This is a genomic window from Roseomonas nitratireducens (assembly GCF_017813355.1).
Classification (GTDB): domain Bacteria; phylum Pseudomonadota; class Alphaproteobacteria; order Acetobacterales; family Acetobacteraceae; genus Neoroseomonas; species Neoroseomonas nitratireducens.
Genome location: NZ_JAGIYZ010000006.1, coordinates 48,533 through 66,375, shown reverse-complemented (window position 1 = coordinate 66,375; position 17,843 = coordinate 48,533). Strand labels below are relative to the sequence as shown.

The 17,843-nt window shown below is 65.0% G+C and carries 10 protein-coding genes; 6 read left to right on the top strand and 4 right to left on the bottom strand.

What is annotated here, in order from left to right:
- Nucleotides 1–6: 6 nt before the first annotated feature.
- The 4 genes from J5Y09_RS08110 to J5Y09_RS08095 are packed head-to-tail and all read right to left on the bottom strand — an operon-like array spanning nucleotide 7 to nucleotide 7,505.
- The gene (locus tag J5Y09_RS08110) at nucleotides 7–3,204 is read right to left on the bottom strand and encodes a helicase-related protein (RefSeq protein WP_209351246.1); all 3,198 of its coding nucleotides are present in this window, start codon (nucleotides 3,202–3,204) and stop codon (nucleotides 7–9) included.
- A complete protein-coding gene (locus J5Y09_RS08105) occupies nucleotides 3,201–5,054 on the bottom strand; it encodes a phospholipase D-like domain-containing protein (RefSeq protein ID WP_209351245.1) in 1,854 nt (617 codons plus the stop codon). The genes J5Y09_RS08110 and J5Y09_RS08105 overlap by 4 nt, the downstream gene beginning before the upstream one ends.
- Nucleotides 5,051–6,253, bottom strand: coding sequence for a DUF6361 family protein (locus J5Y09_RS08100; RefSeq protein WP_209351244.1), 1,203 nt, complete (start codon nucleotides 6,251–6,253; stop codon nucleotides 5,051–5,053). Before J5Y09_RS08100 ends, J5Y09_RS08105 begins: the two co-directional genes overlap by 4 nt.
- 31 nt (nucleotides 6,254–6,284) lie before the next feature.
- Nucleotides 6,285–7,505, bottom strand: a complete 1,221-nt coding sequence (locus J5Y09_RS08095) for an ATP-binding protein (RefSeq protein ID WP_209351243.1) — start codon at nucleotides 7,503–7,505, stop codon at nucleotides 6,285–6,287.
- A gap of 257 nt (nucleotides 7,506–7,762) precedes the next feature.
- Here J5Y09_RS08095 and J5Y09_RS08090 point away from each other — a divergent pair, with 257 nt between their 5' ends.
- The 6 genes from J5Y09_RS08090 to J5Y09_RS08065 all read left to right on the top strand — a co-directional run bounded on the left by J5Y09_RS08090 (nucleotide 7,763) and on the right by J5Y09_RS08065 (nucleotide 17,710).
- Nucleotides 7,763–8,731 (top strand): ArdC family protein, encoded by a 969-nt coding sequence (locus J5Y09_RS08090; RefSeq protein WP_209351242.1) that lies wholly within the window; start codon nucleotides 7,763–7,765, stop codon nucleotides 8,729–8,731.
- 160 nt (nucleotides 8,732–8,891) lie between these two features.
- Nucleotides 8,892–11,036, top strand: a complete 2,145-nt coding sequence (locus J5Y09_RS08085) for a ParB/RepB/Spo0J family partition protein (protein ID WP_209351241.1) — start codon at nucleotides 8,892–8,894, stop codon at nucleotides 11,034–11,036.
- Between the two features lie 105 nt (nucleotides 11,037–11,141).
- Complete coding sequence (locus J5Y09_RS08080) at nucleotides 11,142–11,558, top strand: hypothetical protein (RefSeq protein WP_209351240.1); 417 nt, start codon at nucleotides 11,142–11,144, stop codon at nucleotides 11,556–11,558.
- Nucleotides 11,551–12,195: a DUF8835 domain-containing pootine gene (locus J5Y09_RS08075; protein ID WP_209351239.1), complete on the top strand. Its 645-nt coding sequence runs from the start codon at nucleotides 11,551–11,553 to the stop codon at nucleotides 12,193–12,195. Before J5Y09_RS08080 ends, J5Y09_RS08075 begins: the two co-directional genes overlap by 8 nt.
- Before the next feature lie 119 nt (nucleotides 12,196–12,314).
- On the top strand, nucleotides 12,315–16,649 hold the full coding sequence (locus J5Y09_RS08070) for a strawberry notch-like NTP hydrolase domain-containing protein (protein ID WP_408904052.1): 4,335 nt from the start codon (nucleotides 12,315–12,317) through the stop codon (nucleotides 16,647–16,649).
- Nucleotides 16,649–17,710 carry a DUF7146 domain-containing protein gene (locus J5Y09_RS08065; RefSeq protein ID WP_209351238.1) on the top strand — a complete coding sequence of 354 codons (1,062 nt, stop codon included), beginning with the start codon at nucleotides 16,649–16,651 and terminating at the stop codon, nucleotides 17,708–17,710. The genes J5Y09_RS08070 and J5Y09_RS08065 overlap by 1 nt, the downstream gene beginning before the upstream one ends.
- The last annotated feature ends 133 nt before the right edge of the window (nucleotides 17,711–17,843 follow it).

Genomic DNA, 17,843 nt, shown 5'->3' with positions numbered 1-17,843 from the left:
TCCCGATCAGCCACGCATGAGCCGCTGCTGGGCATCAATGTCGGTTATCGGTGGGTTGGTTGCCGACGCAGCCGCCATTATATCGCCTTGATTTAACACAGGAACGCCGGTCGCCGTCATCTGCCCATGTCCGTTGGCCAATGTGTCCGGCGCAGTCATGTGTTGTTGCCGAAGACCCATGGCGGAAAAATCTAGGACCAGCGGTTGCAACAGCGCGCGGGTCGCTTCCCCGCCGCGCGACAGCACGTCGATAAAGTCTTCCTGGTTGGGCTGGCCGAGGGCCAGTCGATAGATCATGCGCTGTTCCCGAAGTTGCGCGAACCGCAGCATATCCCGACCAAAGGGACGCTCAAAAACGTGCCGCCGGATTTCAGCGCCATCGAGTACCCACCACGGGCGAAGGCCGCTCTTATCAACAAAGCGCTGCGCGTGCCGCTCCACGCATTGCCAGGGAGAGCGTTGAGCCACGGCGGGATCCCTAAGCACTTCATCGCGCAGCTCTTCCGCCAGCTTCCGTCTGACCGACAGACCCGCATAGCGCTGGATGCGGCCTTCGCGTTGCTCGAGGTCGAGCGGGTTGGAAGAAAGGTCCCAATGAACCACATGCGAACACCACGGATGAAAATCCAGTCCCTCCTGCCCAACGGATGTCGTTGCCAAGACATGCGGCCAAAAGGGCGTGTTGAAGCTTCGGCGCACTTCGTCCGGACGCGCCGGGATGGCCTGCGCCACGCCTCCCTCCACCTTGGCCACCGGCTCGGCTTCCGCGTCCCCAAAGGGGACGGCGACATGGCAACGGACAGGAATCTTGTGCGGCTGTCCGCCGATCCCATGAAAACTGAAACTGCCGGCACGGAGCCCGAGCGACGCCTTCAGATCCCTGGCAAGACCCGCAGCGCCCTCATGGAGATTCTGGGCGCGGAGCCAAAAATGCTCGTCGAGAACGCTCTCGAAACCGCCGTCAACCACCGCTCCCATGACCTGCTCGACCGCGTTTCTGCCTGGCAGCGATGACAATATAACCGGGTTGTCGAGATAGGCGCGCAGGCCCTGCCAACTGAGCTGGACCAATTCGGGGTATCGCGGGCCATCCAGGATCGTCGGGTCATAGCGCCGCATTGCCCGGCCAAGCACGACGCCCGGCGCACCAATTGCGTAATCCACGAGGTCGGAAAGCTCGGCCGGTGAAAGCCTGTCGATCGGCAGCGTCTGGCGCCACTTTCGTACCGCCGATTGCGCGGCGCGATCATCACCGATCGCGCTGCTCCATCCCGTCGCCGACTGTTCCGCAAAACCTGCCATGCGTTCGATGGACGCCAAGACGCGGGCAATCGATCTGTGGCGTCGGCGGGCCCTGACGGTGTCCCGTTCTATGATGCCTCTCGGCAAAGCAGCGAGAATCTGTCGGCGAACTTCCTTGCGGACAGCACCCAGCGGCGCCCCCGCTTTTGCGAGCGGGTCGGTGTTACGGATCAACCATGGTGAGGGATGAAACGCCGCCATGACGGGGCCAGGAACCGCCGCCAGCTTGAAGCGCCGCCGCCTATAGGCTTTTTCGTATCCCCCTTGTTTCTTGGGAAGGCAGCGTGCCTCGACCCCGAAGCTGAGAAGCGCGGCGACGCTGGGGGGCGTTGCGCGGAACCGGCTGAACATAAGGAGCTTGGGATCAGCCCCGCCTTTCTGATCGGCCGCCGCCGCCGCCCACCCCCCGCGAAGCGGCCACCATGCAAGCGATGGGGCGACCCAGGGCAACGACAACAACGCGGGCGGAGAAACACCGTTAAGCGCACGAAGCTTGGCGTCCGGCCAGTCGGCCGGCGCATTGAGCTTGTTGCGGCGCTCGCGCGTCATCCGCGTGAGCTTCGGCGCAGCCTTGATCCTAGCCTTCTTCCAGGCCGCATAGCGCGGCCCGAGGGACTGGGCCGGCAACGGAACCGACGACCAGTAGGGCAACGCCTCGTAGCGCACTTGCTCGGCGAAGCTCTCCGCCAAATGGCGATACACCTGAAAATCCTCGGGCAGCGGGTCCGCATGGAGAAACTTGGTACCTGCGAGCGGATCGGATGAAGCCACGCTGTCCCGCTCCGTGCGCGACATCACCGGCGTCATAAGCCGCCGAAGCTCATCCCTGAGCCGACGTGCCTCTGCCACCTCTTCCATCAGTTCCGGGCGGCTTGCATCGGAATGGGCGGAGATGGCGCGCAACTTGTCCCCAAAATCCGCAAAGAGATTCTTTGCGCGATCACGCGCGTCCGGGCCGGCGAGAAACTCAATCAATTTCAGAAGCTCCGCGTGAGCGAGCGCGCCGCGCGCTTCCTCCCATCGCGTGGTCAGATACGGATATGGCGTGGCGCTCAGCAGCAGGATCGCCGGACGCCTGGCCGAGCCTTCAGGCTCCAGCAGCGCCTTCAGGAGCGGGTCGGCGTCCTTCTCGTCCAGAAGCTGCCGGTAGCGCTGGAACTCGTCGAGAATGACAAGGTCCGGGGGTTGATGGCGCAACGTCGCCAAGGCCAAGGCTCGCCGGAGACGGCCAACGAAGGTGGTAGGCCTGAGCGGCTTGATTCTGCGCTCGGTGTCGCCGTGCAACGCCAGATCGAGCATCGCACGCACAGGTTCGCCAAACTCAACCTCCAGCGCCTCACGAAACCTCTGCCGCAAGCCAGGTGGCGACGCCGCAAACTTCTTCTCGGCCTCTGTAACGGCCCAGTCCCAGGAGCCGCGCGCACTAAGCCGCAAGAGGTCGGGATCGAGATCGCGAGCGAAAGCCGGGTAGCTCTGTTCGAGCAGCACCTTCAGAAACGCCCGTTCTTCCTTGCGGCCGCCGGTCAGGCGAGCCTTCGCGCCCGGAAACGAGGTCGCAGGGGTTAGGGCATAGATCAAAACCGGGCTGGCAGGCCGCTTCTCGACGGCGATCAGCGAAAGCCGATCGGGCGTCTTGATCGCATCCCGTAGCTGCAAGTCGCTCAGGAAGCCGACAACCCGGCTCTTGTTCTGGAACGACACAGCGTGTCCGTTGGCGATGTAGTAGATGGTAAGGGGCCGGCGACCGCCATCAGCCATGCGGCAAGCCAACTCCTTCGCCACGACGGTTTTTCCAAGGCCGACTTCATCAGCGACAAGAAAGCGCCGTCGGCCGTCAAGGTCGGCAAAAGCCGCAAACGCAGCATCGACGGCCGCCTTCTGAAATGGCTTTGGGGCGCTCATGGGCGTTTGCCCTTGATTTCGGCAACGCCGAGCCCGCGGCGGAGCTTGCCCCACAAATCATCGAACCGGCGCAGCAAATCCGCAGTCTGAGAGTCTTCCCGCCTGGCCTCCTCAAGCACAGCAGGCAGATACTGAGATACCCGCCGTTCGATCTGACGAAACTTCTCGGGATCACGCGCCCAAGCCGCCAACATCTCCTCCAGTGTCGGCAGCGAGGAATCGAGCGCCGGATTTATTCCCGGATCGGCGCGATTCCGTGGTTCGTCATGCGTCCAGTCGCCTTCCCCCTCGCGGCCGTCGTCCGCCAGCAATCCGGCGAGCCACAAGAGGAACCCTCTGGCGCCCAAAAAGCGAACGAACGCCGCGCGGTCACGATCCTCCCCAAATGGCGGATCTGCGGGCGCGCGTTGCAGCCAAGAAAGCCCCTTTCCAGCACGGCTCACGCGCAGCCGCACGAACTCGCTCCGCTCCGCTGGAGGCATCGGCCCCAGAGGCACGATATTTTGCCCGCAGGGCCACCCAACCAATTCGCCGTGGAGCGTGCCCACCTCGAGCGCGATGTTCCGCTCATCTGGATGTGGCCCGCTTGGATGAAGATCGGAACGATGCGCGAGGCGCGCGCCTTCGTCGTCAAAGCCGAGCTGAGCGGCCCATCGGGCCGCGACCTGCGCGCGCGCGCGCTCGAGCGCCTCCTCCTCCAGGGCTATGGCGTCGGGCGCATGTTCCACGAGAGGCGCCTCTACCAACCGAGCTGATCCGATAAGTGCTTTCAGTCCTCTCTCGACAGGCTCCGTGACGACCAGCTCGGCGGTCACTTCGACGTTGCGGCCAGTCCAAGCGCGCATGGTCGCATTCGCGCTGCCGAGCCACAGCCGCCGCTTTTGTCCCGATCGCATGAACAGCAGCTTCGCGTGAAGGCCACGACCAAGTTCTTCTTCCTCGTCATCAGACGGATCACGATCGGAAGCCGCCACGGCGATGTCTGCATCAGGCTCGGGGTCGCCGACTGGATATTCCGGTGCATCCAGCACGAGGATATCATCAAACGCCGCAAGCGAGGGACCAATCCGCTCGATCTCGCGAATGGTCGTCAACAATACGAGGTGCGCCGGTTTCGACCCCTGTGCCGCTTGTCGAGCGAGGAACGCTTTGTCGATGAACGGACTCACCACCACGACTTCATCAGTACCCGCCGTGGGCACGGGAACCGCCATGTTTCCAGTTCCGTCCGACCAGTGAAGCCGCTCGACACGGACGCCGGCCGGAGCGCGCCAGCCTAGCTTTGCAACGGCAGCGCCCAATGAAGCAGGCCGTACGCCTTGGAACCCTGCTCTCTCGGCCAGGGCACGCGCCAAGTTCTCTACGCCTGGGATAAAGGCGCCGCCTTTCTCCGCGGACAGGAGCAACAGTCCGATGTCCCGGTTTATATTTTCGGTGAGATTGCGGCTCCCGATCCAAAGACGCCAGCCAACGCTACCGCCCGCATCGCGCGTGCGAACAAGGGCTGCTTTGGGATGCCAACTATGAATAGCTTCATCAAAATCGACTTCGCGCACGAACTGGTCGAGGACCGCCGCGATACGCGGTGTTCGACGCATCTTCGCCAGCCGCCCTCGCTGAATGATGATGCGCACCTTTCCACGAAGGCGTTCGACCGCATCAGCGAAATCGGAGGGGCTTCCACTGCCTGCATCTGTGTCCTTGCCGGCCAAAGCAAGCAGCGTTGCGCCAATAGTCCCGAGATCCGCCGAATAGGAGGCCAGCAAGGCCAGTTCGACATTCTCGTCGGGGCCAGGACGAAGGCACTCGAGAAACGAGAGCGCCGGCCAGCTGTCGACCGCCCCGCTCATTCGGCTTCCGCCAGATCGTTAAGGAGCGTGCTGACCTGCTCCCATCTATAGTGGAGAGGTCCAGCTAGACCATGTTCGTCGTTCGCCCATTCGAGCCGCCGCGCGCGACCATTAGGCGTCAAGGGGAGCCGCGCGCGGGGCCCCTTTCGGGCTTCGGCCGCCTCATAGACCTCGAAAAGCGGTCGGGGATCAGTCAGCTTCGAAGCGATCCACTCCTTCGTCGCCGCTACGACGGCGCGCAACTTCGACGGCAGTACGCCAATGTCTGCCTCAAGCGCGTCGACATCGAGTTTGGCTGCGACGGCGCCGTATTCGGCAACGGTCGAGGCGAGGTGATCGCGATGTCGGGTTGACGTCTCCCGTTTGTCGTAGGCCTCGACGATATGTTCGAGGAGAGCGTCATAGATGGCGCGCCCCACGCCAGCCAGATTGGCCGCCTGATGCGCACGCACCAGCGGCGCCCGGTCGGGACCGGCGATCGCACGGGTTTCATCGGCCCACATTCCCGGCGGTGATGCGGCCTCTGTCCGAACAAGGCGAGCGAGCAAGGAAAGCTCATAACCTCCGCTGCCGCGCAATTGCGCAAGGCGGTCGCGAAGAAATGTGGCCTCCGCGGCCGCCAACCGGAGAGTGATCGATCCATCGCGCCAGCCAGCCGGGCGGTTGGGTAGCGGAACGAACGGCAGATCGAAGCCGAGGAGGGGCTGTCCATCATCGTCAGTCGCCAGGCTCACGCTCTTCAGCAACCTATGCGCGTGCGCCCGAGAAATCGTCCGCCCGTCAAGACGCGGGCGCAGGATTCCCCACACCGCGAGAGCATTCCAATAAACGGTCGATGGCGGCTGACTGGAAGGCTTGGGAAAAACACGACTCCCAATCACCTGGGATTCGCCGGCATCCCGAAGCCGCCCTGCCAGCACCCTTTCGCGTTCGCGTAGTGCACGCTCAGCAGCTGGTCCCGTCAAACCCGCGAGATCCTCGAATAACCAAGGCACGAAGATCGCGTAGCGCACCCGAGTGTGCAGGACGGACGTGCCTGGGAAGAAGTGATCCGCGTATCGCTGATGGATAGTCAGAAAGCCGATCTCGTCACGCACGCCCATGGATTCTACGTCCATTTGCGCCTTGGCGCGCGCCAGCGACTCGCGGGACAGATAGGTCCATCCCAAGGATGGCTCGACGAGCGCCGCGCGCTGCACCTGCGGTGATCTCATAGGCCGAGACACCGGGTCACCTCCAAAGAGACGACAGGGGCGCCGCTGCCAACCGATCGCCAAACGGCACGACGTCCGTGCTGTCGTAGAGGACAACGCCAAACGCGAAGCGGTCCCCACAAGCCTCTGCCAATGCGCGCAAGCCCGAGAAGTCGCTGGCCTTGACCGTTGCGCTCGCCTTCACCTCGATGGCAGCAATCATGCCGTCGTCGCGCTCGAGCACGATGTCGACCTCGCGCATGTCCCTATCCCGGAAGTGGTGAGGCGTCAGACGCAGGTCTGAGGCCGTCATCAGCTTCAGCACTTCGGAGAACACGAAGCTCTCGAGCAGCGCGCCAAACGTCCCCCGATCCGCCTTGATCCGATCGAAAGTCAGCCCGCGCGCGGCAGCCAGCAGGCCGGAATCAAGGAAATGCAGCTTGGGCGTCTTAACGATGCGCTTGAGCGCATTGGTGAACCATGGCTGCAGGGTCGCGATCAGGAACACCTGTTCGAGCAGACCGACATAGCGCTGACCGGTCCTGTGGTTGACGTTGATGCCGCTCGCAAGCTGGGAATAGTTGACGAGCTGCCCGGAATGTTCGGCGAGAAGACGCACGAACTTGGGGAGTTCGGTGAGCTTCTCAACTTCAGCGATATCGCGCAGATCACGGGTCAGGATCGAGGTGAGATACGCACGCGCCCAGTCTTGTCGCCGGCGTTCGCTGTCGCGGCTAATCGCCTCAGGAAAGCCGCCGCGCAACGCAAGCTGGACCAACTCGTCGCCGACAATGGCGGCGCTTTGACTCTCTAAATTCCCCTCGAACAAGCGTTCCAGAAAGGTTGGTGCTCGGCTTTCGATTTCCGCCCGAGCCAAGGGCAGCATCCGAATGGTTTCCATCCGGCCAGCGAGGCTGTCAGCGACGCGCGGCAAGGTCAGCACATTGGCCGAGCCGGTCAGCAGGAAACGGCCCGGGCGATAATCTTCGTCGACCGACTTCTTGATCGCCAGCAACAGATTGGGCGCGCGCTGGATCTCGTCGATGATGGCGCGATCCAGACCTCGGATGAACCCGGCCGGGTCGGACTGGGCGGCCTCAAGGACGGTCTGGTCGTCGAGTGTGCTGTAGGTCCAGCCGGTTTCTCCCATCTTTCGCACCAGCGTCGTCTTGCCGGCCCGGCGCGGTCCGACGATGAGGACGACCGGCGTGTCTGCAAGCGCCTCCTCCGCCCTCCGCTCAACGAATCGCTGAAACATAACATCTCCGACTACCGGCTGATTGGCATCATCAGTCTCGGCAGATTTGTAGTCAATGGTCCGCTGATTGGTATCGTGAGCATTCCCAGAATCTGAGGGAAAAGTCTTCCCCTGCGGCGGGGCTTTGTCTCTGCCGACCCTTGTCTAGCGGCGAGTGCCCCCGCAACGCCCCCCGAGAGTGAGAGTGCAGGCTGGCTGTGCCGTGACGGGTTGAAGGCTGGGAGAGAGGCTTCCGGCGCCCGTCGTGGAGACCCGCGATGTCGAAACGTGATCCACGCGGCCGGCCGAGCGCCGACCGGACGAGCCTGTACGACGAAATCACCGGCAAGATCCTGGCCGAACTGGAGGCCGGACGGTTGCCCTGGGTCCAGCCCTGGGGGACGGCCGCGGCCAAGGCGCCACTCGCCATGCCGACCAACGCTGCGACCGGGCGCGGCTACTCGGGGGTCAATGTGCTGATCCTCTGGGGCGCGGTGATTTCGCTTGGCTTCCCGAGCCAAGGCTGGCTGACCTTCCGCCAGGCCCTGTCGCTCGGCGGCAATGTCCGGAAGGGCGAGCGCGGCACCACCGTCGTCTATGCCGACCGCTTCGTACCGGACGATGAACGCCGTCGTGCGCGAGAGACCGGCGACGAGGCACAGGCGATCCCGTTCCTGAAGCGCTTCACGGTCTTCAACGTCGCTCAGTGTGACGGCCTGCCGGAGGACCTCGTGGCGGCCGTGCCGGCGCCTGAACCTGGGCTGATCGAGCCCACGGTCGACGCGCTGATCCGGGCGAGCGGGATCGATTTTCGCATCGGCGGCGACCGGGCTTACTACGCGCCGGCGCCTGACTATGTGATGGTGCCGCCGCCCCAGGCCTTCTTCGAGCCCATCAACTGGCATCGCACGGCGCTGCATGAATGCGCCCATGCCAGCGGCGCGGCCCATCGGCTGGGACGCGATCTCACAGGATCGTTCGGCTCCAAGAAATACGCGTTCGAGGAACTGGTGGCCGAAATCGCCTCGGCCTTCTGCTGCGCCGCCCTCGGCATCGCACCGACCGTCCGCCACGCCGACTACATCGGATCCTGGGCCGAGGTCCTGCGCGAGGACAATCGCGCCATCGTCCGGGCAGCCAGTCAGGCAAGCAAGGCAGCGGACTGGTTGCTGGCCTTCGCCCCAAACGCCGGAGAACCGGGTCAGGCAATTGCCACCACCCCCGAGGCCGCACGCCAGGCGGCCTGACCCACTCGTTATCTCTCCAAGCATCGGCGCAGTCCCGTCTTTCTGGCTTTACGGCGTTCCGGCGTTCCGGAAGCGATGAGAGGAAGAGGGCTGCGCCGATTTTCGTGACGGGTTGGAGGTCGGGAGAGAGGCTCCCGGCCGCCCGTCGCGGAGACCTGCCATGTCCACTGCCATTCAGAAGATCACCCTGTCGCCGTCGCGCGACATCCCCTTCCACAAGCTCACGCTCTCGCAGGCGAACGTCCGGCGCATCAAAGCCGGTGTGTCGATCGAGGAACTCGCCGAGGACATCGCGCGCCGCGGTCTGCTGCAGAGCCTCAACGTCCGGCCCGTCCTCGATGCCGACGGCGCAGAGACCGGCCTGTACGAAATCCCGGCCGGCGGGCGTCGCTACCGGGCGCTCGAGCGCCTGGTGAAGCAGAAGCGCCTCGCCAAGACTGCCCCCGTGCCGTGCGTCGTGCGCGATCCCGCGTCGCCTATCATGGCCGAAGACGACTCCCTCGCCGAGAACCTTCAGCGTGCCCCGCTGCACCCGCTCGATCAGTTCCGGGCGTTCCAGGCGCTGCGCGAGAAGGGCCAGTCCGAGGAAGACATTGCTGCGGCCTTCTTCACCTCCGCCCATGTCGTGAAGCAGCGTCTGCGCCTTGCAGGTATCTCGCCGAAGCTTCTCGACATCTATGCCGAGGACGGCATGACGCTGGAGCAGCTGATGGCCTTCACGGTCAGCGCCGACCATGCAAGGCAGGAACAGGTCTGGGAAACGATCGCAAGATCCTGGTCCAAGGAGCCGTATCAGATCCGCCGGATGCTGACCGAGAAGACGGTGCGCGCGTCGGACCGCCGCGCCATGTTCGTCGGGCTCGATGCCTATGAAGCGGCTGGCGGCACGGTCCTGCGCGATCTCTTCCAACAGGACGATGGCGGCTGGCTCGCCGATGTCGCCCTGCTCGATACCCTGGTCGCCGCCAAGCTGAAGACAGAGGCCGAGGCCATCGCGGCCGAAGGTTGGAAGTGGATCGAGGTCGCTGCCGACTTCCCCTACGGTCACACCCACGGTCTGCGCCAGATCGACGGTGTCGCCGCCGAACGATCGGCTGACGAGCAGGCCACGATCGACGCGCTCAACGCCGAGTATCAGCGGCTCGAGGCCGAGTATGAAGATGCGGACGAATTGCCAGACGAGGTCGATGCGCGGCTCGGCGAGATCGAGGCCCTGCTGGACGAGCTCGACAACCGGCCGGTGATCTTTGATCCGAGCGACATCACCCGTGCAGGCGTCTTCGTGAGCATCGGCGCGGACGGCAGGCTCATGGTCGACCGCGGCTATGTTCGCCCGGACGACGAGGCGCCCCTCGCGCTGCCCGATGACGAGACCGATGGCGCTACGGCGGCGACCATCGCCCGAGCCGGCGAACCCGGACCGAGCGGCACGTCCCGCACCGTCATCACGGTCGGCGGGCAGCAGATCGAAAGCGAGGACGACGAGGACGACGTGATCAAGCCGTTGCCCGAGCGCCTGGTGATCGAATTGACCGCCCATCGCACGCTTGCGCTGCGCGACGCCGTGGCGAGCAACCCGCAGATCGCGTTGACGGCGCTGCTGCACAAGCTCGTCATCGACACGTTCCAGCGCACCAACATCGGGGGCGGATGCCTCGAAGCGTCCGTGCGGCACGTCTTCTTCCCAGCGCAGGCCGCCGACCTCAAGGACAGCCCCTCCGCACGCGCGATCGCGGAGCGTCAGGACGCCTGGAAGGCCGATCTTCCGCAGGACGATCGGGCGCTCTGGGACTGGCTGTCGGCACTCGACGATGCGAGCCGACTCTCGCTGCTCGCTCATTGCGTGAGCTTCGGCGTCAACGCGCTTTACGAGAAGCCGAACCCCTACGGGGGGAACGGCGTGTCCCAGCACGGGCTCCAACGCCGTCTCACCCAGGCCGACCGGCTCGCGCGGGCGACTGGTCTCGATATGGTGGAGGCCGGATGGCGTCCTTCGGTCGACAATTATCTCGGCCGGGTGCCGAAGCGTCGCATCGTCGAGGCCGTGCGTGAGGGCGCGGGAGAGCGGGCGGCGCAGCTCATCGAGCATCTGAAGAAGGCTGAGATGGCCAAGGAAGCCGAACGCCTTCTCGCCGACGCCCGGTGGCTCCCCGAGCCGCTGCGGCTCGCTGAGACGGACACATCGTCCGAAGCGGGCGAACCCGAAGCTCAGGCAAGCTCCGTGGATCTTCCGGCGTTCCTGTCTGGCGACGAGGAAGCCTCGGACGAGGATGCGGAGCCGCTCCCGGCCATTGCCGCCGAGTAGCCGATCCAGGCGGGACCGCTCCGGCGGTCCCGCATCTTTCCTCACACGCCCGTTCCATCAGCCCGGTCGCCACGCCGGGCTTTTCCATGTTCGTGGGAGACTGTCATGGCAGACTATTTCACGCACTTCTCGTGCCTGCTCGACGTCGGCACGCCACAAAATGCCGCGCGTGCGCTCGATCTCTACAATGCCTTGTCCGAGGCCGGCGCGTCAGAAGAACCGCCGTCGGAGGGCTTCCTTCTCTCCATCCAGCCGGAGCACGGCGGCTCGCAGCTCTGGCTACGGGATGACGTCTCCGGCGATCCCGAACGGCAGATCCAGTTCGTGAAACTCTGCGCGGCGGAATTCAGCCTGAAAGGCCGTTGGGGCTTCCAATACGCCAATACCTGCTCGCGGCCCCGGCTCAGTGCGTTTGGCGGCGGCGCGCACGTCCTCGACCTCGGGACGGGCGAGACCGTCGGATGGATCGACACCGATGGCTGGCTCGCCGCCGCGGTGGATGGAGGTGATCACGATGCCTGAGGTCATCGAAACCATCGTCTATCGCCTCGACGAACTCTCCGATGCGGCGAAGGACGCCGCGCGCGGATGGTACCGCGAGGGCGGCCTCGATTATGACTGGTTCGAGTTTGTCTATGACGACTTCGAACGTATCTGCGCGATCCTCGGCATCCGCCTCAGGACGCGCCCCGTCCGGCTGTTCGGCGGCGGCACCCGCTCGAAACCCTGCATCTGGTTTTCCGGCTTCTGGAGCCAGGGCGACGGGGCCTGCTTCGAGGGCGACTACAGGCATTTGAACTCCGCCGCCCGCCGCATCCGGGCCTATGCACCAACGGATACCGCGCTTCACGGGATCGCCGACACCCTCCAGACCGTTCAGCGCCGCAACTTCTACCAGCTACGCGCCGCCGTGACCCACCGGGGGCGCTACTATCACGAGCATTGCATGGCGATCGCGGTCGATCGCGACAGTCCCGTGGGTCAGGACATGACCGCCGATGCGGAAGATGCCGTCTCGGAAGCGCTCCGCGATCTGGCCCGCTGGCTCTACCGCCAGCTTGAACGGGCATACGAGCATATGACCTCGGTCGAGGCGGTCGACGAGGCGATCGCGGCGAACGGCTACACCTTCACGGAAGCGGGCCGGCGCTTCGGCTGATGCAGCCTGCCGCTCTTACGTCGAGAGGCAGAGGAGGCCGGGACGGGTTTGAGCCCGGACGGTCGAGAGAGAGCGCCCAAGGGCTCGCCCCGTTTCCCGCTCTCCTCGAGGTCTTCCCCATGCACGATCGTTCCGCATCTTGCGCGCAAGAATACATGCCGGCGTCTTATCCGCAACGTGTCGACCGGACGGCCGCCCTGCTCGATGCCGCCCGATCCATTCTCGTCCATCTCGAAGCAGGCCGACGTGTCGACGCCACCCTGCTTCGTGACGCGATGGAAGCGAGCTTCAACGCGGGCGACGCAACCGGAGCCTGGGACTGGAAGCTGGCCTACGACGCCTGCGAGGCAGCGACTGTTCTCTTCCTCCGCAAATACGGCAAAGTGCTTTTGCACAAAGCCGGCTCTCCGGCAGCAGCCCTGCCGCTTTTCGCGAAAGTCGCCGGCCTGCTCCCCACGCATACCCGCCGCTCCCTCGAAAGCGAGACGTTCCAGCAATTCTCAACGCCCATCCCCCTCGGATTCATCGCGTTGCGCGCGGCAGCTATCTCACCTGCCGACCATGTGCTCGAACCGTCCGCCGGGACCGGCCTGCTCGCCATCCTGCCCGAGATTGCGGGCGCGACCTTGATCCTTAACGAACTGGCGGAGACCCGCGCCAGCCTCCTCTCCTCCCTCTTCCCGGCCGTCGGAGTCACATGCTTGGACGCGGCGCAGATCGACGATCATCTGCACCCAGCCTTGGTCCCGACGGTCGTGCTGATGAACCCGCCATTCTCAGCGATGACGAACGTCTCCGGACGCATGGCCGACGCAGCGCTGCGACACATCGCATCCGCGCTTGCCCGCCTCGCCGAGGGTGGCCGCCTGGTGGCCATCACCGGTGCCAATATCAGTCCGGAGCATCCCGCCTGGCGCGAGGCGTTCATCCGCCTGCAGGAGCGCGGGCGCGTCGTATTCACCGCGAGCATCGACGGCTCCGTCTACGCCAAGCACGGCACCACCATTGAGACGCGGCTCACCGTCTTCGACAAGCTGCCGGCAGACGATCCGGCCCGGTTTCCCGCATCACCGGGTCAAGCACCCGACACGCAGACCCTTCTAGGCTGGGTCACCGAGCACGTTCCCCCAAGGCTCACGCTGGCCGGTTCCATTGCCCCTCCAGCGCCGTCGGCAATGGTGCCGAAGCGGGTTGCCCGTCCGATCGCGCGCGGCACTGCGAACGCGCCGCAGAGGTCATCACTCGAGGAGCCGGGTTACCTGGACCTCGCCTATGAGACCCTCGACTGGAAGCCGGCCGAGGGTGGTCGGCTGACCGACGCCATCTACGAGGAATACGGACTTCAGACGATCCGCATTCCCGGCTCTCAGGCCCATCCGACCAAGCTTGTGCAATCGGCGGCCATGGCATCGGTCGCGCCGCCCAAGCCAAGCTATCATCCACGCCTGCCCGAACGGCTCATCAACGAGGGCGTACTGTCGGACGCCCAGCTCGAAACCGTGATCTATGCCGGCGAGGCCCATACGGGCTTCCTCAGCGGCGCCTGGACTGTCGACGCGACGTTCGATGTCGTCTCTGCCGCACCTGACAAAGCGGCATCCGCCGTGCGCTTCCGGCGCGGCTTCATGCTCGGCGACGGCACGGGAGCGGGTAAGGGCCGTCAGTCCGCCGCCATCATCCTCGACAACTGGCTGCACGGTCGGCGCAAGGCCGTCTGGATCTCGAAGTCGGACAAGCTGATTGAGGATGCGCAGCGCGACTGGTCGGCCCTGGGGATGGAGCGCCTGCTCGTGACGCCGCTCTCCCGCTTCCCGCAGGGACGATCGATCACACTGGCGGAAGGCGTCCTATTCACCACCTATGCCACGCTGCGGTCCGACGAGAAGGCCGACAAGGTTTCGCGCGTCCGCCAGATCGTCGATTGGTTGGGCTCCGATTTCGACGGGGTGGTCATCTTCGACGAGAGCCATGCCATGCAGAATGCCGGCGGCGGAAAGGGAGAACGAGGCGATGTTGCGCCGTCGCAGCAGGGCCGTGCCGGCTTGCGCCTCCAGCACGCGCTCCCGGTCGCTCGGATCGTCTACGTCTCGGCGACAGGTGCCACCAGCGTCCACAATCTCGCCTATGCCCAGCGTCTCGGCCTGTGGGGCGGCGAAGATTTCCCGTTCGCAACCCGGGCCGAATTCGTCGCTGCCATCGAGGCCGGCGGTGTCGCAGCGATGGAGGTGCTGGCCCGCGATCTTCGCGCCCTCGGCCTCTATACCGCCAGATCCCTGTCCTATGACGGGGTCGAGTACGAGCTGGTTGAGCACGCGCTCACCGACGAGCAACGCCGCATCTATGACGCCTATGCTGGCGCGTTCTCGATCATCCACAACAACCTCGATGCCGCGATGCGCGCCGCGAACATCACCAGCGAGACCGGCACGCTCAACCCGCGCGCCAAATCTGCCGCCCGTTCGGTCTTCGAAAGCACCAAGCAGCGCTTCTTCGGGCACCTGCTGACCTCGATGAAGACCCCAACGCTGATCCGCTCGATCCAGCGCGATCTCGATGACGGGCACGCGGCTGTCGTCCAGATCGTCTCCACCGGCGAGGCACTGATGGAGCGGCGACTGGCCGAGGTGCCGACCGAGGAATGGAACGACGTGCGCGTCGACATCACGCCGCGCGAATATGTGCTGTCTTACCTTCAACACTCCTTCCCGGTGCAGCTCTACGAGCCGTTCACCGACGCGGATGGCTATCTCTCTTCGCGACCTGTCACCCGCGACGGCCAGCCCGTCGAAAGCCGTGAAGCGGTCGCCCGGCGTGACCGGCTGATCGAGAAACTCGCAAGCCTGCCGCCGGTGCCTGGCGCGCTCGATCAGATCGTCCAGCGCTTCGGAGTGGACTTGGTTGCCGAGGTGACCGGGCGATCGCGGCGCATCATCCGCAAAGGTGATCGGCTCATGGTCGAGAACCGTCCGGGCTCCGCCAACCTCGCCGAGACCGCTGCCTTCATGGATGATGCCAAGCGCATCCTCGTGTTCAGTGATGCTGGCGGCACCGGGCGCAGCTATCACGCCGATCTCGCGGCGCGTAACCAGCGTCTTCGCATCCACTATCTCCTCGAGCCGGGCTGGAAAGCCGACGCCGCCATTCAGGGCCTTGGTCGCACCAACCGCACCAACCAGGCGCAGCCGCCGCTGTTTCGTCCGATCGCAACCGACGTGAAAGCCGAGAAGCGCTTCCTGTCGACCATTGCCCGGCGGCTCGACACGCTCGGGGCAATCACCCGCGGCCAGCGCCAGACCGGCGGACAGGGCCTCTTCAGACCCGAGGACAATCTCGAAAGCCCCCACGCGCGCGACGCGCTGCGCCAACTTTACCTGCTGATCGTCCGCGGCAAGGTCGATGGCTGCCCGCTCCAGCTCTTCGAGAGCGCCACCGGCCTCAGCCTGATGGACGACACGGGCATCCGCGACGAGCTGCCGCCGATCACGACCTTTCTCAATCGGTTGCTGGCGCTGACGATCGATCTGCAGGGCATATTGTTCACCGCCTTCGAGCAGCTTCTCAATGCCCGGATTGCCGGAGCACTGGCCAGCGGCACCTATGACATCGGGCTGGAAACGCTGAAGGCCGAAAGCTTCATCGTCACCGACCGGCACACCATCTACACGCATCCCGCCACTGGCGCGGAAACCCGCTTGCTGACGATCACCCAGCGCGAGCGCAACCGGCCCCTGTCGCTCGACCAAGCCTTCGAGCTTCTCGCCGATCCACGTGCAGCTCTGCTGATCAACGAGCGATCCGCCAGGGCGGCGGTTCAGGTGCCTGCCCCGAGCATCATGCTGGATGATGGCGAAATCGAACGCCGGGTGCGCTTGCTCCGGCCGATGGAACATCACCATGCATCGCTGGCGTCGATGGCGGAAAGCCATTGGCGGGCGGCCGATCGCGAGGTCTTCGCGGCGGCGTGGCAGCGCGAACTGGGTCAGATCCCCGAGTTCACCGACAGCACGATCCATGTCGTCGCCGGGCTCCTGCTTCCGATCTGGAAGCGTCTCCCGGATGAGTGCACGCGTGTCTATCGCCTCCAGACGGACGACGGCGAACGCATCATCGGGCGACGCGTTTCTCCAGCCTGGGCGGCCAACGCGCTCGCGATCGGAGCGCCGACGCTGACGGCTGCAGATGCCTTCGGAGCCCTGGTGGCCGGCAGCACCGTCCTCGATCTCACTGAGGGCCTCCAGCTTCATCGCGCGCGGGTGATGGGCGTCCACCGCATCGAGCTATCGGGCTTCTCCGACACGATGCGCGATCGCCTCCGGTCCTACGGCCTGTTCCACGAGATCATCTCCTGGAAGCTCCGGATGTTCGTTCCCACCGATGCGACCGGCGTGGCCGTCCTTGCCAAGGTGATGGAGCGCTATCCGGTCACGCGGATCTCCGAACGGGAGGCCGCGTGATGGCCAGCTTTGACGCATCCGATCTGGCCGCCCGCCTCGCCGGCCAAGCCGAAGCCGTGTGCCGGCACTATCTGTTTAACGGCACAAGGCAGGGAGGCTACTGGCTGGTCGGCGATGTTCGCAACACGCCGGGCCGCTCAATGTTCGTGCGGCTCAAGGGGCCGCAGACGGGTAAGGGCGCCGCCGGCAAGTGGACCGACGCCGCGACTGGCGAGCATGGCGATCTGCTCGATGTCATTCGCGAAACCTGCGGCCTTCCTGACTTCAAGCAAATCGCCGATGAGGCGCGGCGCTTCTTGAGCCTCCCGCATCCAGAGCCCGCACGAGAGTCGCGGCGGGCTAAGACGTCCTTGGCGCCAATGGGTTCACCAGAAGCCGCGAAGCGTCTCTTCGCGATGGCACGGCCAATCAGCCGTACACTCGGCGAGACGTATCTGCGTAGACGCGGCATTACATCTTTGCACGAAACCGGATCGCTGCGCTTTCATCCCCGCTGCTTCTTCCGCCCCGATGAGCATTCCCCGACCGAGATCTGGCCGGCGATCATTGCCGCCGTCACGGATCTCAATGGCGAGCTCACCGGCGCACATCGCACCTGGCTGGACCCTGACGGCTTCAACGAAGCGACCTTAGGCAAGGCGCCAGTCGAGACACCGAGACGGGCGATGGGCAATCTCCTCGGTTCTGCCGTGCGCTTCGGGCTGCCGGGCTCGGTGATGGCGGCCGGCGAAGGCGTCGAGACCATGCTGTCGCTGCGCTGCGTCCTGCCGACCATGCCGATGGCGGCCGCGCTGTCGGCGGCACATCTTGCCGCCATCCAGTTCCCCGACACCCTGCACCGGCTGTATGTCGCGCGTGATGACGATCCCGCCGGCGATGCAGCGGTGAGGACCCTGATGACCCGCGCGGAGGAAGCCGGCATCGAGGCGGTCATCCTGTCTCCGACGCGTGGCGACTTCAATGAGGACCTACGGCTGCTGGGACTCGCGGCGCTCCGGGCGGCCATCCGTGTCCAGATCGCGCCCCAGGACGTCGCACGCTTCATGGAGCATGCAGCCTGACCGGGATAGAGGCAGGCGGCTGCCGGTCGAGCACTTCGATCAACGCCCGCATCTGGGATGACCGTTCGCCAGAGGACCGCGCCCCGGCCTTCCAGAGGGCGTTCGGCCATCAGACGGTCCATCCAGGCAACCT